The following is a 17,638-nucleotide window of genomic DNA, read 5'->3' as shown; positions in this document are numbered from 1 at the left end:
TTTAGAAGGATAACAGACATTGCTCTGTTTCTGTTTTCAAAAAAACAGGACCATCACAGATTATTTGTTACCTTCAACAAGGAAGGAACGCCTCCCCTTCCCCTCCCGCCTATGCCGCCTGAACACTTTGCAGAACTGCCCGGCCCCGTGCTCCCCCCCCTTGATGACGAAGAACTTCCTACGGGCCCGCCAGCCAGCCCCCTTGCCTTCTGGCAAACCCTCTTTCTGGCTCCTAAAACCTTCTTCGCCCACCATTTCACCCCAGAAGGCAGAGCTAACTTCTTTGCCATGGCCAGCGTGCTGTACGGGTTGGGGTATGGCGTAGACCGCATAGACGCCCAATTAATGAAAAGCGAGATGAGGGGCACCCTGGAGAGCAGCATGCTGAATGAATGGCCCGGCTACTGGATCACCGTTCTTTTTACCGCTCTGTTTGGGGGGTGGCTATGGTATTACATTGCCGGCTGGTTTTACAACGTGCGCCTGAAATGGGCGGGCGGCACTTCTAACCTTAGCCTCTCCAGAAGTTTGTATCTGTATTCCAGTGTGGTGGTGAACACCGCCATCTTAGGGATTGGCCTGGCCTGTACCTTTATCAATGAGAAGCCCAATGACCCGTACGCTGATTTAACGGCCTGGGACACCTTCTCCACGGCCCTGCTGCTCTTCATGTCTTACTACTCTGTGTATGTCAGCTACCGGGGAGTCACTACGGTAACAGACGCAGATCCATACAAGGCCAGAATCTGGTTTCTGGCAATTCCTGTCATTGCCTATTCTGTGGCCTATGTGGCCTTGATTGCCCTGGTAGCTGCAGTGCTTCTATAAGTGCCCTTTTTCTTACTTAGAAGGAAAGCGGTGAATACCTTAACTTTTTTTACCCGTTTTGGCAAGTTTTTCCCTAATTTCTAAACTTTCTGCCTTAACTTTGGGCAATTTATACATACCGCTTTACTAATGCCCAAAGATAATTCCATCAAGTCAGTCCTGATCATTGGTTCCGGTCCTATTGTGATTGGCCAAGCTTGTGAATTTGACTACTCCGGCTCCCAAGCCGCCCGCTCGCTGCGCGAAGAGGGGATTGAGGTCACCCTCATCAACTCCAACCCCGCCACCATCATGACCGACTCCATCACCGCGGACAACGTGTACCTGAAGCCGCTGGAGAAGAAGTCGATTATTGAGATTCTGGAGAAGCACCAGATTGATGCGGTACTGCCTACCATGGGCGGCCAGACCGCGCTCAACCTGGCCATTGACTGCGAGAAAGCCGGCATCTGGAAGAAGTACAACGTGAAAATCATTGGTGTAGACATCAAAGCCATTGAAACCACCGAAGACCGCGAGAAATTCCGTTTGCTCATGATTGAGTTGGGCGTAAATGTCTGCAAAGGCAACACGGCTACCTCGTTCCTGGAAGGCAAGGAAATTGCCCAAGAAATCGGGTTCCCGCTCGTGATCCGTCCGTCGTTCACCTTGGGGGGAACCGGCGGTGGCTTCGTGAACACGCCAGAGGAATTTGACGCCGCTTTGACCCGCGGTCTGCACGCCAGCCCTACCCATGAGGTGTTGGTGGAGCAGAGCATTTTGGGCTGGAAAGAGTACGAGCTGGAGCTGTTGCGTGACAACATCGGCAACGTGATCATCATCTGCTCCATTGAGAACTTTGACCCCATGGGTATCCACACCGGTGACTCCATCACGGTGGCCCCAGCCATGACCCTGCCAGACACCATCTACCAACAGATGCGTGATTTGGCCATTAAAATGATGAACGGCATTGGGCAGTTTGCCGGCGGCTGTAACGTGCAGTTCTCGGTGAACCCAGAAGATGACACCATCATTGCCATTGAGATTAACCCGCGCGTGAGCCGCTCTTCGGCGCTGGCTTCTAAAGCTACCGGGTATCCTATTGCCAAAGTAGCCGCTAAACTGGCCATTGGCTATAACCTGGACGAACTGAAAAACTCCATCACCAAAACCACCTCGGCGTTCTTTGAGCCCGCGCTGGACTATGTGATTGTGAAAATACCCCGCTGGAACTTTGACAAGTTCAAAGGTGCCAACAAGAAACTGGGCTTGCAGATGAAATCTGTGGGTGAAGTGATGGGCATCGGCCGTACCTTCCAGGAGGCGCTGCAGAAAGCTTGCCAGAGCCTGGAAATTAAGCGGAACGGCCTGGGCGCCGATGGCAAAGAGAAAACCAACTATGACCAGCTCATGGACAGCCTGGCCAATCCAAGTTGGGACAGACTCTTCACCATCAAAGACGCCATGAAATTCGGCGTAGCCACCAGCACCATTCAGAAGGTGACCAAGATTGACCCTTGGTTCCTGCAGCAGATTGAGGAGCTGGAGCTTACTGAGCGCGAGGTTCTGAAGCATACCATTGATTCTATTCCGGCAGATTTGATGCGCAGCGCCAAAGTGAAAGGCTTCGCCGATAGACAACTGGCGTACCTGCTGCGCTGCAAGGAAAGCGAAGTGCACGAGAAGCGTACCAGCATGGGCATCAAGCGCGTGTTCAAGATGGTAGATACCTGCGCCGCCGAATTTGAGGCCGTGACACCGTACTACTACAGCACCTTTGACGGCGAGAACGAGAGCGTGGTCTCTGACCGCAAAAAAGTGGTGGTACTGGGTTCCGGTCCTAACCGCATTGGGCAGGGCATTGAGTTTGACTACTCCTGCGTGCACGGCGTTTTGGCGGCCAGCGAGTGTGGTTATGAGACCATCATGATCAACTGCAACCCTGAGACCGTTTCTACAGACTCAGACATCTCTGACAAGCTGTACTTTGAGCCGGTATTCTGGGAGCACATCTATGACATTATTCTGCACGAAAAACCAGAAGGTGTCATTGTACAGTTGGGTGGACAGACTGCTTTGAAACTGGCCGAGAAACTCACCCGCTACGGCATCAAGATCATGGGCACTACCTATGAGAGCCTTGATTTGGCCGAAGACCGCGGCGCCTTCTCTACTTTGTTGAAGGAAAACAACATTCCGTACCCACCGTTCGCGAGCGTAACCTCTGCCGAGGAAGCCTTGGAAGTGTGCAAAGACCTGAAGTTCCCGCTGCTGGTGCGTCCTAGCTACGTGTTGGGTGGCCAGAACATGAAGATTGTCATCAATGAGAAGGAGCTGGAAGCGCAGGTGCTGGACATCCTGAAAGACAGCCCGGGCAACCACGTACTCCTGGACCACTTCCTGGACCGCGCCATTGAAGCCGAGGCTGATGCCATCTGTGACGGCGAGAATGTGCACATCATCGGCGTGATGGAGCATATTGAACCGGCCGGTATCCACTCCGGTGACTCGTACGCGGTGCTGCCTCCGTTTGACCTGAGCGAGAACGTGATGAACCAGATTGAGGAGTACACGAAGAAAATCGCCCTGGCGCTGAATACGGTGGGCCTCATCAACATCCAGTTTGCCATTAAGAACGAGACGGTGTACATCATTGAAGCCAACCCGCGCGCCAGCCGCACGGTACCGTTCATTGCCAAAGCTTACCAGGAGCCGTACGTGAACTACGCCGCCAAAGTGATGCTGGGCGAGAAGAAGGTAACCGATTTCACCTTCAACCCGGTGAAGAAAGGCTACGCGATCAAAGTGCCGGTGTTCTCCCACAGCAAGTTCCCAGAGGTGAACAAGGAACTGGGGCCAGAGATGAAGTCAACCGGTGAGGCCATCTACTTCATTGACAACCTGGAAGATGAGTACTTCACCAAGATTTATGGTGAGCGCAACCTGTACCTGAGTATGTAGCCTGTGAGTATCAAGTAGCGCGTATCACGTAGCACGATGATTTATAAAGAGGCGGTTCCCATAAAGGAACCGCCTCTTTCCGTTTTTGGCCTGTTTTTGGAAAAACAGCCTAAAAACGGAAAACGTCCTGCCGCCAGTTTGGGCGCACTCAAACTGGCGGCAGGACGTTTTCTGGCGCGAGTCTCCAGACTCGTGCCGATGGGTGCGTGGAGTCTCCAGACTCCATTTCGCAAGTATTACCGGTTTATAGCTCCCGGCGAGTCTGGAGACTCGCCGCACGCTTTGTCACGAGTCTTTAAACTCGCGCCAGCGTAAAAAATAATTCCGTTTTCGGGCTGTTTTTGGAAAAACAGCCCGAAAACGGAAGCCCGAATCTTGCTATCTGATACGTGCTACTTGCTACGTGATACTCCTTTCGCGCTCTGCTTTCATTCTGCCAAAATAATCACGCGCGGCCGCCATCACTTTAGGCGCCAGGAACAGCGCACACGCCATGGTAGGGACCGCCATCAGGGCGAAGGCGGTGTCAATCAGGTTGATGATAGACGTCAGGGTGATCACTGCGCCAATGATCACGGTGGAGATGTAGAAGTAGTCATACACCTTCCGGTACTTGAACCCGAACAGATAGGTGAAGCACTTGGCGCCGTAGTAGCAGTAAGAGAACAGAGAGGTAAACGCGAAGATGAACACGCAGAGCACCAGCAGGTACTTGCCTACTACGGGCATGGCCTCACTGAAGGCGGCAGCCGTCATGCTGACTCCGTTGGTATCACCAGACTGCCAGACGCCCGTTACCAGAATGGCCAAACCTGTCATGGTACAGACAATAATGGTGTCAATGAACGGCTCCAGCATGGCCACCAGCCCTTCGCGCACCGGCTCATTGGTCATGGACTCACCGTGCATCATGGCGGCGGTTCCAATACCGGCCTCATTGGAGAAAGACGCGCGGCGGGCGCCTAAGATAATGATCTGCATCACGGCCCCTCCCAACATGGTCTCGGCGCTGAAGGCGTCTTCAAAGATCATGGCAAACATGTTCGGCACCGCCGGAAGATTGACAAAAATAATGTACAGCACAGAGCCCGTGTAAAGCACCACCATGAGCGGCACCAGCTTGGTGGCCACGTTGGCTATGCGCTTAAGGCCCCCAAACATGATGATGGCCACGGGCAAGGCCAAAGCCAGCCCCATGAACAGGTTGGCAACAAAAGCATCTTCCCCTATCATGCCGCTGGGCACCAGTACCACATCGCGCACAATCTGGGTGAGTTGGTTTGACTGGAACAACGGCAGTGTACCAATCAGGCCCGCCGCGGCGAAGAGGACGGACAGCGGCTTCCATTTCCGGCCCAGCCCCTCAGTGACCATGTACATGGGGCCGCCCTCTACCTCGCCGCGCTCATTGCGGCCGCGGTACATGACAGAGAGCGTACAGGTGAAGAACTTGGTAGCCATGCCCACCAGGGCGCTCACCCACATCCAGAACAGCACACCGGGGCCGCCCATGGCAATGCCTACGGCCACACCGCTGATGTTCCCCATGCCAATGGTTGACGCCAGCGCCCCAGACATGGCCTGAAACGGACTGATCTGCCCCGGGGCATTGGGATCAACATATTTTCCGCTGAGGATTTCAAGTGAATGCCCCAAATGACGGAACGGTACAAACCGGCAGTACAGCATCAGGAACAGGCCGCCGCCCATGAGCAAGATCAGCAAAGGCATGCCCCAGGCCAGACTGCTGGCTTCGGCAAGAAAGGAATCTATTTTTTCCACAGATGTTCGTTTGTATTAAACATACAAACTTACGGCATGAAATCGGCAAAGAAATGCACGTTTTTGGCTTGTTTTGGCAAAAACAGGTCAAAAACACCTTTTCTCTATAGAGGAACAGGAAAAAGTGAGGCGAAGAACCCGTGACGGCGTGTCTGCCCCGGCCCCATGAAGATGTTCTAAGGTGCCCTACAGGAACCTCGCCTGGAGCTCAGGGGTGGGGAGCATGCAGCTTTCCTGCTGCCCAAACCAGCGGTACCGGTTCCTGGACACCCAGTCATAGAGGGGGTCGCGCAGAAACCGGGGCACCAGGATAAAACCGTAAAGCCAGGACCACCCGCCGCGCAGGCCCCGCAGAATACGCAGCGCGGCAGTGGAGCGGGAGTAGAGCTTCCCGTTTTCAAGGAGCAGAACCGTACTGAACTGCTGGGTGGGGAAACCGTGGGCGCGCAAGGTCTGCTGCCCCGTCTCTGACTGCAGAGAGGCAAAGGTAAACTTGCCCTCCGGGTCATGGTTGATGACAAACTGCACAAAGCCGTTGCAGAGGTTGCACACCCCGTCAAACAGCACTGTAGAAGAAGAAACCGCTGTAGCCATGGCGCTCACTTTAATAATAGAGGGTACGCACAGAAACTGCCGGAGTTGGATATTTAGACAATGGAGCAGCCCTCTTTGCGGCGTGCATGGCGTCTGTCTTGGGTTTTCTTTTGCAGCCTCTGCCGCAATGTCAGTTTATGCCTGCCCTCAGGTCTGGTGTACTTCTGTTTTAGGGCTGTTCTTCAAAAAACAGCCCTAAAACAGAAGCAAACGTGGCCCAAAGCTGGAAAGCCCTGTGCTGCTTACAATTTAATTTTCCTGTACCCGCAAACACTGCTCTTGTTCTGATGCTGCCCACTTCTGGGCACGGGCTGACATAAAGGGCGGCAGGTGCCTGCGGCTGCGCTATTTCTCCTTTAAGACGTTGTCACAACTTGTGTTCCCATACTGCCCTGGCAAACTTCTGGGCTGCCTGTTTTCTTCTAAAGATTCAAAACACACCCTTCTTTTATGTTAAACAGGCCAAGACAAATGCGGGAAAGTACTTTTCAAGGAAATTTTTTTCTGTCTAAAGAACACCTTTCTAAAAACGTCTCGTACAACAGGAAGCTGAAACAAAAACAACTTTTATTCAACTATTACCTGTTAAAACTATGAAAAAATCATTTTTAAATGTGTTCGCGGCAGCTGCGTTGGTAGCCGCTACGGCGTTGACTTCTTGCTCTGGCAGTTCAGAAACAACCACTGATACCACCACCACAGACATGAGCACTGAGACCACTGGTACTACTGATGACACCACCACCGGTACCACCACGGGCACCACTGGCACTACCGGTACCACATATGGCACCACCGGAACCACCACTGGTACAACAGGTACCACCGGTACTACAACTGGTACTACCACCGGCACCACCACTGGTACAACTGGTACTACCGGAACAACAGGAACTACTACTGGCACTACCACCGGTACTACTGGAACAACTGGTACTACTACCGGCACCACTACCGGAACTACCACAGGAACCACAACTGGCACCACCACTGGTACTACTGGCACCACCGCCCGCTAGTAGAAGCCACAGGCACAAAAGTGCTGTTTAGATAATTGGGAAAGGCAAGACCGAAAGGTTTTGCCTTTCCTGCTTTCTTCCTTCACCCACTCCGTAATTACCGCATGCATCTGATTCAGCAATACCTGCACCGCATTTTTTATGCAGACACCCGCGCCCTTTCCCTCATGCGCATCTGGGTGGCGAGCGTGCTGCTGTTAGATATCGCCATCAGGGCTTCTGACCTAGAGGCACACTACTCCAACATGGGCGTGCTGCCGCTGCACGTGCTCCACGCCAACGCCTGGAACCAGTATTTTTTCTCTTTGCACGCCCTTAGCGGTATGTGGCAGTTCCAGGCGCTCCTGTTTGCCGTGGCCGCGGTGGCCGCTGTCTCTTTGCTGCTGGGGTACCACACCCGCTGGGCCACGTTTATCTCCTGGCTGCTGCTGCTCTCCCTCCAGAACCGGAACCCGCTCATCTCCCAGTCAGGTGACGGTTTGCTGCGCATGCTGCTGTTCTGGGGTATGTTCCTGCCGTGGCACCGCCATTATTCCCTGGATGCCCGCCGTGACCTTACGGTCGAAAAGAATCTCTCCACCTCTTACTTCGGCGCAGCCACCGTTGCCTATCTTCTGCAGGTGGCGTGGGTGTATGTGTTTACCGCCTTGCTCAAATCTGGCCCAGACTGGACCACAGACGGTACCGCCCTCTACTACGCCCTCAGCCTTGACCAGATCCTGATGCCCGGCGGCCGAATCCTGTACCAGTACCCTCAGCTCATGAAGTTTCTCACCCATGCCACTTACTATGGGGAGCTGTACCTGCCGTTTATCCTCCTGATCCCCTGGAAGAACACGTGGTTCCGGCTGCTGTTCATTTTCTCCATCATTGGCCTGCACATAGGCATTAGCCTGACCCTGTACGTGGGGCTTTTCTATCTCATCAGTATCTCAGCGGTCATTGGCCTGCTGCCCACCCCCGCCATGGACTTTCTGGACCGACGCCTGCGGGTGGGCTTTTCCCGGGTACAGCAACGGTGGTCCCGGCTGGGCACCCACTTGCGCCCCCCTCTGTCTGTGCACGTGAACGTGGCCTGGAACAAACCCCGGTGGGCAGAAAGACTGCACGGCCACTACCTCCGGGAAGGCCTGGTTCTGACCGCCCTGGCTCTGGCTTTCTGGTGGAACCTGGGCACCTTGGGCAAACCGTACTTTACCGTACCCCAGCAGTTGCACCTGGCCACCCTACTCCCCAGGTTGGACCAGAACTGGAGTATGTTTGCGCCCAACGTCTTTAAAGATGATGGCTGGTACATTCTGGAAGGCATCACCAATTCTAACCTTAAGGTTGACCTCAACCAGCAAGGCAAAGAGCCTGACACCGCCAAACCGGCCAGTGTGGTGAGCCTCTTCAAGAATGACCGCTGGCGTAAATACTCAGAGAACTACCTGTTCTCGCCCAACGCGTACATGCGGCCCTACTATTGCTTCTACCTGCTTCGCCGCTGGAACGAGGAACACCCCAAAGAAGAACAGATAAACGAACTTTCTGTGATTTACATGAAAGAGTTCTCCTTGCCAGACTATAAGACGGCCCCCATTCAGCGGGAAGTGCTCTGCCACTGCAAACCGTAGGCTCTTTTTTGGCCGCAACCGTATACTGCCTTATGTATCATTAACCATAAAGCTATGCCACAGGGAGATAAATCAGCGTACACAGACAAGCAGAAGCGCAAAGCCGGGCACATAGAAGAAGGCTATGAAAAACGCGGCGTTTCACAGGAAGAAGCAGAAAAGCGTGCCTGGGCCACCGTGAACAAACAAGACGGCGGCGGCAAGAAAAGCGGCTCTGGCCGAAAGAACTAAGTCCAGTTTATGCACATTTCGGGGTGCTGTTTTCGACCTGTTTTCTAAAAAACAGGCCGAAAACAGCACCCCGAAACCTTACAAGGGAAATGTAACCGTTACACCTTCACTTTCCTCAGCCATCTGCCCACCGCACCGGCCACCACTCCGGCCATAAGGTAATAGGCAATGGTGAGCGCCTGCGTTTCACGGGTGCGGTTGCTGGGGGCGGTCCCTAAGCCCATGGGCCCGGGCAGCACTACGCCGCCAATTCCAGCCACTGCCCCTAAAATGGAGCCCCGCCACAGTGCGTTCTTTTTAGAACCGGTGAGGCTGTAGTACAACCCATTGGAGACAATGTCTCCCACCAGGGACCAAGTGTGCAGCCTTTCTTCAGTAGGTGGCGTTTTTCCGGCGTAGTGCAGCCCTTTGGAGATGGCGCGCATGCCCAGAATATCCATACGGGGGGCATTGGGGTAGAAGCGCCGCACCGTTTCATGCACGGCCGTTACCGCCACGGCTCCTGCCAGCCCGCTTAAGCCCGCCCGCAGCCATTTATTCATACGTTTCTTAGACGGCTTCTTGGTCTTTTTCTTTTTTTGCTCTTTGTCTTTCTTTTTAGATCCCATAGTCTTGTTCATTTATTCGGCCGTTTCTCCCATTAGAAAGGGGCAAGGCAGATTTACCAGATATTTAACCCTTTTCAGGCGTGAAGGTTGCCTCAGAAAGCATACCGCCCTACCAACAAAGCTTCTGTTTATGAGCCGTTTTCACCAAAACAGGCGAAAAACGCATACTGAATCTTTTTGTGTAGCTTTGTGTCTTTAAAAGGTAGGCGATGGGCGCTGATGCTCTCGCCTTTTATTTTTGGCCGTAAGTAGGCCGCTATGATTGAACATGACATTTTCAGAACTTAATTTAATTGACCCTATCCTGCAGGCCCTGCAGGAGGAAGGATATACCTCCCCTACCCCTATTCAGGAACAGGCTATTCCGCCGGTGCTAAACGGTGATGACCTGCTGGGCTGCGCCCAAACCGGAACCGGTAAAACCGCGGCTTTCAGCTTGCCGCTGCTGCAGCGCCTGCATGAAGCCGGGCCCGCCCATCCGGCCAAAGCCATCAGGGCCTTGATCCTGACCCCTACCCGTGAGCTGGCCCTACAGATTGGTGACAGCATAAAAGCCTACGGCCGCTATACCAAAATACGCCACACGGTGGTGTTTGGCGGCGTGGGGCAAGTGCCGCAGGTAGAGCAGATCAGACGCGGGGTAGACATTCTGGTGGCCACCCCCGGCCGTCTGCTGGACCTCATGAACCAGGGCCTGCTGTCTCTCAAGCATATTGAAACGTTTATTCTGGATGAGGCTGACCGTATGCTGGACATGGGCTTTATTCATGACGTACGCAAAGTCATTGCCCAGATACCGGCCAACCGCCAGACGCTGCTGTTCTCGGCCACCATGCCGCAGGAAATTCAGAAACTGTCTTCCAGCATTCTTCGGGAGCCGGTGTATGTAGAGGTGACCCCTGTTTCCAGCACCGCAGAGAAGATTGCCCAAAAAGTGTTTTTTGTGGAGAAAACCTACAAGCGCGCCCTCCTGAAGCATTTGCTCAAAGGCGACGAGATTCAACGGGCCCTGGTTTTCTCGCGCACCAAGCACGGTGCAGACCGCATTGCCAAAGAACTGTCTAAGGTAGGCATCTCTGCGCAGTCTATTCACGGTGACAAAGCCCAGAGCACGCGCGTGAAAGCCCTTACCCAGTTCAAGAACAATGAATTGAAAGCGCTGGTGGCAACAGACATTGCCGCCCGTGGCATTGACGTAGATGATTTAACCCACGTGATCAACGTTGACCTGCCCAATGAGCCGGAGACCTACGTACACCGCATTGGCCGTACCGGCCGGGCTGGCGCTGAGGGCATGGCGCTTTCCTTCTGTGATGACACAGAACTGCCTTACCTGCGGGATATTGAGCGGCTTACCAAGCAGACCATACCCGTTGAAGAAGAGCAGCCATATCATGCTGATTACCAAAAACTGCCCATTGGCGGCGGCAAGTCAACTGACAAAGCCCGCTCTACGCCTTCTGCCAACCGCGGGGGCGGCCAAGGCCGAAGCCCCAGAACCGGGCAAAGCCAGAACAGCGGCAGAAGGCCAGACAACCGCCAAGCCAGCACCCAAGGGAGCGGCAGCAATGACCGGCGGTCATCTGGCAACCGGGGCGGCAGACGCTAATACAGAATATATCAAAATAGAAAAGGCGACCACAAGATGTGGTCGCCTTTTCTATTTTAGCGCTGGTTTACATTTTGCTTTTGCAGGCGAAACGGGGGGCGAAAGGTTCTTCTATCCCGTTTTAGAGCAGCATAGCAGCGCCTGGTGCAAGGCAACCGCAATGTCAGGTTCTTTAAAGGCCCGTTTGCAGCGCAACAGGCAAATGTAAAAAAGCTCTTAAGCCGGTGTCGCTACACTTACGCGTTCTTGCCAGCTTTTCTGTTTTTAAGGGCCATTTTTCCTTGGCTCACCCAGCCTTGTTTAGAGGCAGCCAGGTACCCGGCTCCCAGTGCCAGGGCCGCACCGCCAATTACTTTTTGGGTGGTGCTCAGGCCGTTATACGTGCGGGCGCAAGTTGCCCCAAAGTCTTTCACCGCCTGTGGCACCTGAATGTTACTCAAGCTGCCTGTAATGCTATCCAGCATGCCGCCTTTGCCGTTTGCCTGAGCAGAAGCATTGGTGCGGTTGGCTGAATCCTGGTCATAAGAAGTGGCTTGTGAGGCATCAGCCTGGGGCAGTTGGTTGGTTTGATTTTCCATAGTTGTAAAATAAATATAATGGTTTTGAACAATGTCTGCTGACTGGCGTCGGCCAGCCGGCCCCTACACAGAGAGGCGAATCCATTTTATCGGATATGCGCGGGATTAGTTGCGTTCCCATCCTTTTTTTCTCACATTTTTTCAAGAAGCGTCTTTCAGTCCAGTTCCTTCGGCCCACAACATTACTTTGATGATATATAGCAATTTTTGCACGTACTACGTAAAAGGGTCTGTCTTTCTCTATTCCCGTTGCCTATGACACCCAACCCTGCACCTCACACAAATACAACTTCTACCTCCTCGCACCAGTTTCTGAAAAGAGTTCTTCTGGTGGCGTTGGTGGCGGCACTCCTGTTCCTTTTTTACACCATTGTGAGAATGGCGTTTCAGGTGCTGCTGGTTTTCTTTGCCGCCGTGCTTTTTGGTATTCTGCTGCACGGCCTGAGCTCGTTCCTGCAGCGGCACACCAAGGTGCCTTACAAGTGGTCATTGGGCATTGTCTGCCTGCTTCTGGCAGGGGCGGTAGTGGGTTTGTTCATGTATCTGGGGCCCAGTCTGTCTGAGCAGTCTGAGCAATTGGGCAAAGCGCTTCCAGAGGCCTATGATAAACTAAAGCAACAGATTGCCACGTTGCCTTACGGGCAGCAGCTCCTGAAGCAGATTCCGCCGCCAGAACAGATGCTGAAAGAGCAGGGCTCCGTCATGCGGAATGCCTTCTCTTTCTTCTCCACCACCTTTGGGGCGCTGGCAAATATGCTGATTGTGCTGGTGATTGGCATTTACCTGGCCACTTCACCCCGCGAAACCGCCAATGCGCTGGTACGGCTGGTGCCTAAACCCCGCAGACCCAGAACCCGTGAGGTGCTTCATGTGCTTAGGTACACGCTTTGGGGGTGGCTAAAGGGCACGCTGCTGGCCATGGCCGTTATTGGCATTCTCACCGCCGTTGGCCTGTCAATCATAGGGATACCGCTTTCCCTGCTGCTGGGGGTGTTTGCCGGTCTGCTGGAATTCATACCCAATATTGGGCCGTTCATTGCCGGGGCTCCCGCCGTTTTGCTGGCGCTGGTACAGGACCCCACCAAGGCGCTCACTGTGGTTCTCTTCTTTATTGCCCTGCAGAGCCTAGAAGGGTACGTGCTCACCCCGCTGGTTCAGAAGAAGATCATTGACCTCCCTCCCATTCTCACCATTATGGGCCAGGTGCTGCTGGGGCTCATTGCCGGCATGTGGGGCCTGCTCCTGGCAGTGCCTATGGTAGCGGTGGTCATGGTACTGGTGAAGATGCTCTACATTGAAGATGTGCTGGGAGACTACGGCGTAGAGGTGAAGGGGGAGGAAGAAGCCATTGCCCTTGAGGAGAAAAGAGACCAACAGGGCTTTCAAGAAGGAGCTGAAGGGTAATGCCCAGTTCGGGGCAAAAAAACCACTCCTGTTTTAGGGTTGTTTTCAGAAAACTAAGCCGAAAACAAGAACCAGTTCTGAAGGACTTTGGGCAGTATTGGATTTACGGGCCGGGCTTCCGCTTCCACCCACCCTTTCTACCTTTGCGCCCTGTAAAGAGACATTCCTGTTTTTAGGCTGTTTTCTCAAAAACAGCCTAAAAACAGAGAAGCCGCTCTGTTGGGAGCGGCTTCTCTGTTTTTTAATATGGCACGTACGTTTATTGCTTCAGGGTAATTTTGCGTTCTACGGTATTGAATGGCCCCGGGATCACCTGGCCCTGGCTGTTGATCAGCTCCAGCTTGAAGGTGTTTTCGCCCATAGGCAGGCCCTCTACCAGGTACGGCAGCCACTGGTCCAGAATGAACTCATTGCCGTTGATGGTCGCACGCACCTTGTTGCCGCCTTTGTCAAGCGAGGTGTTCACCAGATAGAAATCCAGCATGACCTTCTTGGTGTCAGCGCCTTTGTATTCACCTTTGGGGCGGCTGTAGAACAGGTGCTGCCCGCCTTCATCAAACTTAAGGTTGCTCTTGCCACCGTTGCCCACCGTGATCACCCGCAGGTCATAGGCGTCTTTATGCTTGATGCTCTCATGGTAAGACCGTGACAGGAAAGACAGCACCACGTGCTGGCCCGGCTCAATGGCTTTCTTGAAGCTGGGTTTGTAGTGGGCGGTATAGGGCTCGTTGTCTACAATGTTGTGGATGTGCTGCCCCTCTTTGGAGTTGGCATGCTCATGGGTGGCAGCGTCTGGGGTCTGCTGGCTCAACTGGTAGTTTTTCACCTCGTACTCAAACTGCACGGAGTCACCTGCCACTTTCCCGTTTTTCTCCGGCTGGTTCAGGTCAAGGTCAGCGTCTGGGAAGTCTACCGAATTGCTGTAGGAATACACTTTCAAGCCGCCCTTTTCCATGGGTGTTCCCATAGTGCCCGCATGCTGCACGCCCGCGCTGTCATGCCCCATGCTGTGGTCAGCGGTGGCAGTGCTGTCAGTATCAGTGGTGGAAGCAGAACGGTTCCCATCACAGGCGCTCGCTATGAGCAGAGCGGCAATGGCTACAAAAGATAAATGTTTCTTTTTCATAGGAATGGTTTTCGTACAAATACGTAGAATGTTTCAAAGGTAGAAAATTTGTAACTTGCAGCCCCCTCAACACCCATATTTTACAACCCGTCATTAGAAGACCATGAGCGAGAAATTATTAGAGGAAATCCCTTCTTTAGACTTAGCCGACTTCACGTCTGGCGATCCTGCCCGCAAAGCTGCTTTTGTGCAGGCGTTGGGCGAGGCATACCAGAACATTGGGTTTGTGGCCATTAAAAACCACGGCCTCAGTGATGACCTGACCAAACGGTTATACGCTTCTACCCAGGAGTTTTTTGGGCTGCCAGATGAGGTGAAAAGCAAATATGAGATCCCGGGCCTGGCTGGTCAGCGCGGCTACGTGGGCAAAGGGAAAGAACACGCCAAAGGCCGCAACACCGGTGACCTCAAGGAGTTCTACCACGTGGGCCAGATGGTGACCGACAATGACCCTATCAAAGACGAATATCCAGAGAACGTTTGGCCCGCTGAGGTAGAAGACTTCCAGCCGGCCACCTCTACCGCCTACAAGTTACTGGAGGAAGCCGGTAAGAACATGCTGCGCGCCATTGCCCTGTACCTGGAGCTGCCAGAGAACTACTTTGATGACAAGGTGCACAACGGGAACAGTATTCTGCGCGCCATCCATTACTTCCCTATTGAAGACCCAGACAGCGTGCCAGCAGATGCCGTACGCGCCGCCGAACACGGAGACATCAACCTCATTACCCTGTTGATGGGCGCAAGCGCCGATGGCCTGCAAGTGCTGCGCCGTGACGGCAAATGGATTCCCATCACCGCCCTGCCAGAGCAGATTGTGGTCAATGTGGGCGATATGCTGAGCCGCCACACCAACAACAAGCTCAAGTCTACCATTCACCGCGTGGTGAACCCGCCGCGTGAGCTCATGAACACGTCGCGCTACTCCATTCCGTTCTTCATGCACCCGCGCTCTGAGATGGACCTGACCTGCCTGGAGAGCTGCATTGACGCGCAGAACCCCAAGCAGTTCCCAGATATTACCGCCGGTGACTTTCTGAACGAGCGTCTGGTAGAGCTTGGGCTAAAAAAATAAGCCATTCCTACTGATTTTGAAAGGGGCCTTTTAGGGCTCCTTTCGTTTTTCTGCTTATTTTTAAAAATTAAGCTTAAAACAATTTTCCCCTTATACCCACTTGCGTCCCCGTAACTACATTTTCCTGAAAGATGTAGCCTCCCTTTCGCTTACGGCGTTTGGTGGGCCGCAGGCGCACGTGGCCATGATGCTGCAGCTGCTGGTGGAACGCCGCCGGTACATCAATGAGAAGGAGCTGCTGGAGTTGAATGCGCTCTGCAACATTCTGCCCGGCCCTTCGTCTACGCAAACTATTACGGCCATTGGCTTCAAAATTGGCGGCCCCAACCTGGCGTACCTTACCCTGCTGGTCTGGATTGCCCCCGCGGCCCTCATTATGATTGCCGCCGCCGTTTTGATTTCCTTCTTAGGAGAACAGGGCGCCCCGCTGGGCTTTACCCGCTTTATTCAGCCCATGGCGGTGGGCTTTGTGGCGTTTGCCGCCTACCGCATCAGTTCAAAGGTGGTGACTACCAAGTTGGGCATTGTGATATTGATGGTGTCTGCTATTCTGGCCTATTTCTTCCGGTCTCCCTGGGTTTTCCCGGTTCTGCTGTTGGCCGGAGGCAGTCTCACGGCGTTCCGGTTCTCAGCGCAGCCCATTCTGGAGAAGAAGCCCATGAAGGTAGAGTGGGCAAATTTTGTGCTGTTCCTGGGCGTATTTGTGGGTGCCGCCTTACTGGGAAGGTATACGCAATTGCGGGCGGTGCTCCTGTTTGAGAACTTCTACCGAAACGGCAGCCTCATTTTTGGCGGCGGGCAGGTGCTGATTCCGTTGATGTACACTGAGTTTGTGGAGTTCAAGCACTATCTGAGCTCCAAAGAGTTTCTCTCCGGCTTTGCCATGGTTCAGGCGCTACCGGGTCCGGTCTTTTCCTTCTGCTCCTATATAGGCACCCTCTCCATGCGGAACTACGGGATTACCGGCCAGCTTATTGGTGGCGTGGTGTCTACGATTGCCATCTTTCTGCCGGGCACGTTTTTGATCTTCTTTGTGATCAGGTTCTGGGAGGAACTCAGGAAGTACCGGGTGATTCAAGCGTCCTTAGAAGGGATCAACGCCGTTGGCTCTGGCATGGTCTGCGCGGCGGCCATCATGTTGTACCACCCCATTGAGAACACCCCCTACAATTTTGGATTGGTGGTAGTGACGTTTGCCCTGCTGCTCTGGACCAAGATTCCGGCCCCCGCCTTGATTCTGGTTGGGTTGGTAGTGGGTTTGCTATTCCCCAATTAAAGCTGTTTTTGGCCTGTTTTCAAAAAAACAGCCCGAAAACAGAAATGGGTTCTGCCTTCGGGCTGTTTGCGTTCCTCATGGGCTATGGCTACTTCAGAATATTAAGCAGGTAATCCCCGTAGCCGCTTTTGCGCAACGGTTCAGCAATGCGCTGCAGCTGCTCTGCGTCAATAAAGCCCATACGGTAGGCCACTTCTTCAATAGAGCCTATCTTCAGCCCCTGCCGCTCTTCAATCACCTGCACAAAGGTGGCCGCCTGCATCAATGACTGGATGGTGCCGGTGTCTAACCAGGCCGTTCCTCTGTCTAAGATCCCAACCTTGAGTTTGCCCCGGCGCAGGTATTCTTTGTTCACATCTGTGATCTCATACTCGCCTCTGGGGCTTGGCTCCAGATTCTTAGCGATCTCAATCACATCATTGTCATAGAAATACAACCCCGGTACGGCGTACTTAGACTTAGGCTGTTTGGGCTTTTCTTCAATAGACAGGGCTTTCTTGTTTTCATCAAACTCCACCACCCCGTAACGCTCGGGGTCGTGCACGTGGTATGCGTAGACCACCCCGCCTTCTGGGTCATTGTTGGCTTGCAACAGTTTACTCATGCCGGAGCCGTAGAAGATATTATCCCCCAGGATCAGGGCAGCCTTGTCCTGGCCAACAAAGTCAGCACCTAACACAAACGCCTGCGCCAGACCGTTGGGCACCTCCTGCACCGTATAGCTGAAGTTGCAGCCAATCTGGCTGCCGTCACCCAGCAGGCGCTCAAACATGGGGAGGTCATGCGGCGTGGAGATAATCAGGATGTCTCTTATACCGGCCAGCATCAACGTTGACAGCGGATAATAGATCATGGGTTTATCATACACCGGCATCAGCTGCTTGCTTACCGCTAGGGTGAGAGGGTGCAATCTGGTGCCGGAGCCCCCTGCTAAGATGATTCCTTTCAT

Annotated in this window: 16 protein-coding genes; 10 read left to right on the top strand and 6 right to left on the bottom strand. The window is 53.6% G+C overall.

Annotated elements, in window-relative coordinates; genetic code table 11:
• The first annotated feature begins 111 nt into the window (after positions 1 to 111).
• The 3 genes from FHS90_RS15530 (at position 112) to FHS90_RS15520 (ending at position 4,086) form a co-directional block, all read left to right on the top strand.
• Positions 112 to 828, top strand: coding sequence for a YIP1 family protein (locus FHS90_RS15530; protein ID WP_182513717.1), 717 nt, complete (start codon positions 112 to 114; stop codon positions 826 to 828).
• A gap of 129 nt (positions 829 to 957) precedes the next feature.
• Positions 958 to 3,771, top strand: coding sequence for a carbamoyl-phosphate synthase large subunit (carB, locus tag FHS90_RS15525; protein WP_182513716.1), 2,814 nt, complete (start codon positions 958 to 960; stop codon positions 3,769 to 3,771).
• Between the two features lie 36 nt (positions 3,772 to 3,807).
• Positions 3,808 to 4,086, top strand: coding sequence for a hypothetical protein (locus FHS90_RS15520; RefSeq protein WP_182513715.1), 279 nt, complete (start codon positions 3,808 to 3,810; stop codon positions 4,084 to 4,086).
• Positions 4,087 to 4,170: 84 nt separating this feature from the next.
• Here the strand turns inward: FHS90_RS15520 and FHS90_RS15515 are convergent, their stop codons facing one another.
• Both FHS90_RS15515 and FHS90_RS15510 read right to left on the bottom strand, forming a co-directional pair.
• A complete protein-coding gene (locus FHS90_RS15515; RefSeq protein WP_066834041.1) occupies positions 4,171 to 5,553 on the bottom strand; it encodes an alanine/glycine:cation symporter family protein in 1,383 nt (460 codons plus the stop codon).
• 186 nt (positions 5,554 to 5,739) lie between these two features.
• Entirely contained in the window at positions 5,740 to 6,147 is a 408-nt protein-coding gene (locus tag FHS90_RS15510; protein ID WP_182513714.1) for a thiol-disulfide oxidoreductase DCC family protein, read from the bottom strand.
• 593 nt (positions 6,148 to 6,740) lie between these two features.
• Here FHS90_RS15510 and FHS90_RS15505 point away from each other — a divergent pair.
• The 3 genes from FHS90_RS15505 (at position 6,741) to FHS90_RS15495 (ending at position 9,013) form a co-directional block, all read left to right on the top strand.
• Positions 6,741 to 7,166, top strand: a complete 426-nt coding sequence (locus FHS90_RS15505) for a hypothetical protein (protein ID WP_082893546.1) — start codon at positions 6,741 to 6,743, stop codon at positions 7,164 to 7,166.
• Positions 7,167 to 7,270: 104 nt separating this feature from the next.
• Positions 7,271 to 8,782 carry an HTTM domain-containing protein gene (locus FHS90_RS15500; RefSeq protein ID WP_182513713.1) on the top strand — a complete coding sequence of 504 codons (1,512 nt, stop codon included), beginning with the start codon at positions 7,271 to 7,273 and terminating at the stop codon, positions 8,780 to 8,782.
• A 54-nt stretch (positions 8,783 to 8,836) separates the two neighbouring features.
• Entirely contained in the window at positions 8,837 to 9,013 is a 177-nt protein-coding gene (locus FHS90_RS15495) for a hypothetical protein (protein ID WP_169818136.1), read from the top strand.
• 98 nt (positions 9,014 to 9,111) lie between these two features.
• Here FHS90_RS15495 and FHS90_RS15490 read toward each other — a convergent pair whose 3' ends face one another.
• The gene (locus tag FHS90_RS15490) at positions 9,112 to 9,621 is read right to left on the bottom strand and encodes a hypothetical protein (protein ID WP_343049733.1); all 510 of its coding nucleotides are present in this window, start codon (positions 9,619 to 9,621) and stop codon (positions 9,112 to 9,114) included.
• Between the two features lie 268 nt (positions 9,622 to 9,889).
• Between FHS90_RS15490 and FHS90_RS15485 the strand changes: the two genes are divergently transcribed.
• Complete coding sequence (locus FHS90_RS15485; protein ID WP_066830733.1) at positions 9,890 to 11,230, top strand: DEAD/DEAH box helicase; 1,341 nt, start codon at positions 9,890 to 9,892, stop codon at positions 11,228 to 11,230.
• A 236-nt stretch (positions 11,231 to 11,466) separates the two neighbouring features.
• On the opposite strand, the gene FHS90_RS15480 is transcribed toward FHS90_RS15485, so the two are convergent.
• A complete protein-coding gene (locus tag FHS90_RS15480) occupies positions 11,467 to 11,808 on the bottom strand; it encodes a hypothetical protein (RefSeq protein ID WP_066830731.1) in 342 nt (113 codons plus the stop codon).
• Positions 11,809 to 12,063: 255 nt separating this feature from the next.
• Between FHS90_RS15480 and FHS90_RS15475 the strand changes: the two genes are divergently transcribed.
• Positions 12,064 to 13,212, top strand: coding sequence for an AI-2E family transporter (locus FHS90_RS15475; RefSeq protein ID WP_182513712.1), 1,149 nt, complete (start codon positions 12,064 to 12,066; stop codon positions 13,210 to 13,212).
• Positions 13,213 to 13,471: 259 nt separating this feature from the next.
• Here FHS90_RS15475 and FHS90_RS15470 read toward each other — a convergent pair whose 3' ends face one another.
• Positions 13,472 to 14,338: a hypothetical protein gene (locus FHS90_RS15470; protein WP_066830722.1), complete on the bottom strand. Its 867-nt coding sequence runs from the start codon at positions 14,336 to 14,338 to the stop codon at positions 13,472 to 13,474.
• A gap of 103 nt (positions 14,339 to 14,441) precedes the next feature.
• On the opposite strand from FHS90_RS15470, the gene FHS90_RS15465 reads away from it, so the two are divergent.
• Positions 14,442 to 15,413 (top strand): isopenicillin N synthase family dioxygenase, encoded by a 972-nt coding sequence (locus FHS90_RS15465; RefSeq protein ID WP_066830719.1) that lies wholly within the window; start codon positions 14,442 to 14,444, stop codon positions 15,411 to 15,413.
• 100 nt (positions 15,414 to 15,513) lie between these two features.
• On the top strand, positions 15,514 to 16,689 hold the full coding sequence (gene chrA, locus FHS90_RS15460; protein ID WP_066830716.1) for a chromate efflux transporter: 1,176 nt from the start codon (positions 15,514 to 15,516) through the stop codon (positions 16,687 to 16,689).
• A gap of 88 nt (positions 16,690 to 16,777) precedes the next feature.
• On the opposite strand, the gene rfbA is transcribed toward chrA, so the two are convergent.
• Positions 16,778 to 17,638, bottom strand: coding sequence for a glucose-1-phosphate thymidylyltransferase RfbA (rfbA, locus tag FHS90_RS15455; RefSeq protein ID WP_066830713.1), 861 nt, complete (start codon positions 17,636 to 17,638; stop codon positions 16,778 to 16,780).

The sequence above is a fragment of the Rufibacter ruber genome (assembly GCF_014138425.1).
GTDB classification, from domain to species: domain Bacteria; phylum Bacteroidota; class Bacteroidia; order Cytophagales; family Hymenobacteraceae; genus Nibribacter; species Nibribacter ruber_C.
Note: the sequence above shows the minus strand (reverse complement) of the source record. Positions and strands in the feature narration are given on the sequence as shown.

Coding starts and splice junctions, on each gene's coding strand:
- FHS90_RS15530 (WP_182513717.1), top strand. CDS start 112: ATGCCGCCTGAACACTTTGCAGAACTGCCCGGCCCCGTGCTCCCCCCC.
- carB (WP_182513716.1), top strand. CDS start 958: ATGCCCAAAGATAATTCCATCAAGTCAGTCCTGATCATTGGTTCCGGT.
- FHS90_RS15520 (WP_182513715.1), top strand. CDS start 3,808: ATGATTTATAAAGAGGCGGTTCCCATAAAGGAACCGCCTCTTTCCGTT.
- FHS90_RS15510 (WP_182513714.1), bottom strand. CDS start 6,147: ATGGCTACAGCGGTTTCTTCTTCTACAGTGCTGTTTGACGGGGTGTGC.
- FHS90_RS15505 (WP_082893546.1), top strand. CDS start 6,741: ATGAAAAAATCATTTTTAAATGTGTTCGCGGCAGCTGCGTTGGTAGCC.
- FHS90_RS15500 (WP_182513713.1), top strand. CDS start 7,271: ATGCATCTGATTCAGCAATACCTGCACCGCATTTTTTATGCAGACACC.
- FHS90_RS15495 (WP_169818136.1), top strand. CDS start 8,837: ATGCCACAGGGAGATAAATCAGCGTACACAGACAAGCAGAAGCGCAAA.
- FHS90_RS15490 (WP_343049733.1), bottom strand. CDS start 9,621: ATGGGATCTAAAAAGAAAGACAAAGAGCAAAAAAAGAAAAAGACCAAG.
- FHS90_RS15485 (WP_066830733.1), top strand. CDS start 9,890: ATGACATTTTCAGAACTTAATTTAATTGACCCTATCCTGCAGGCCCTG.
- FHS90_RS15480 (WP_066830731.1), bottom strand. CDS start 11,808: ATGGAAAATCAAACCAACCAACTGCCCCAGGCTGATGCCTCACAAGCC.
- FHS90_RS15475 (WP_182513712.1), top strand. CDS start 12,064: ATGACACCCAACCCTGCACCTCACACAAATACAACTTCTACCTCCTCG.
- FHS90_RS15470 (WP_066830722.1), bottom strand. CDS start 14,338: ATGAAAAAGAAACATTTATCTTTTGTAGCCATTGCCGCTCTGCTCATA.
- FHS90_RS15465 (WP_066830719.1), top strand. CDS start 14,442: ATGAGCGAGAAATTATTAGAGGAAATCCCTTCTTTAGACTTAGCCGAC.
- rfbA (WP_066830713.1), bottom strand. CDS start 17,638: ATGAAAGGAATCATCTTAGCAGGGGGCTCCGGCACCAGATTGCACCCT.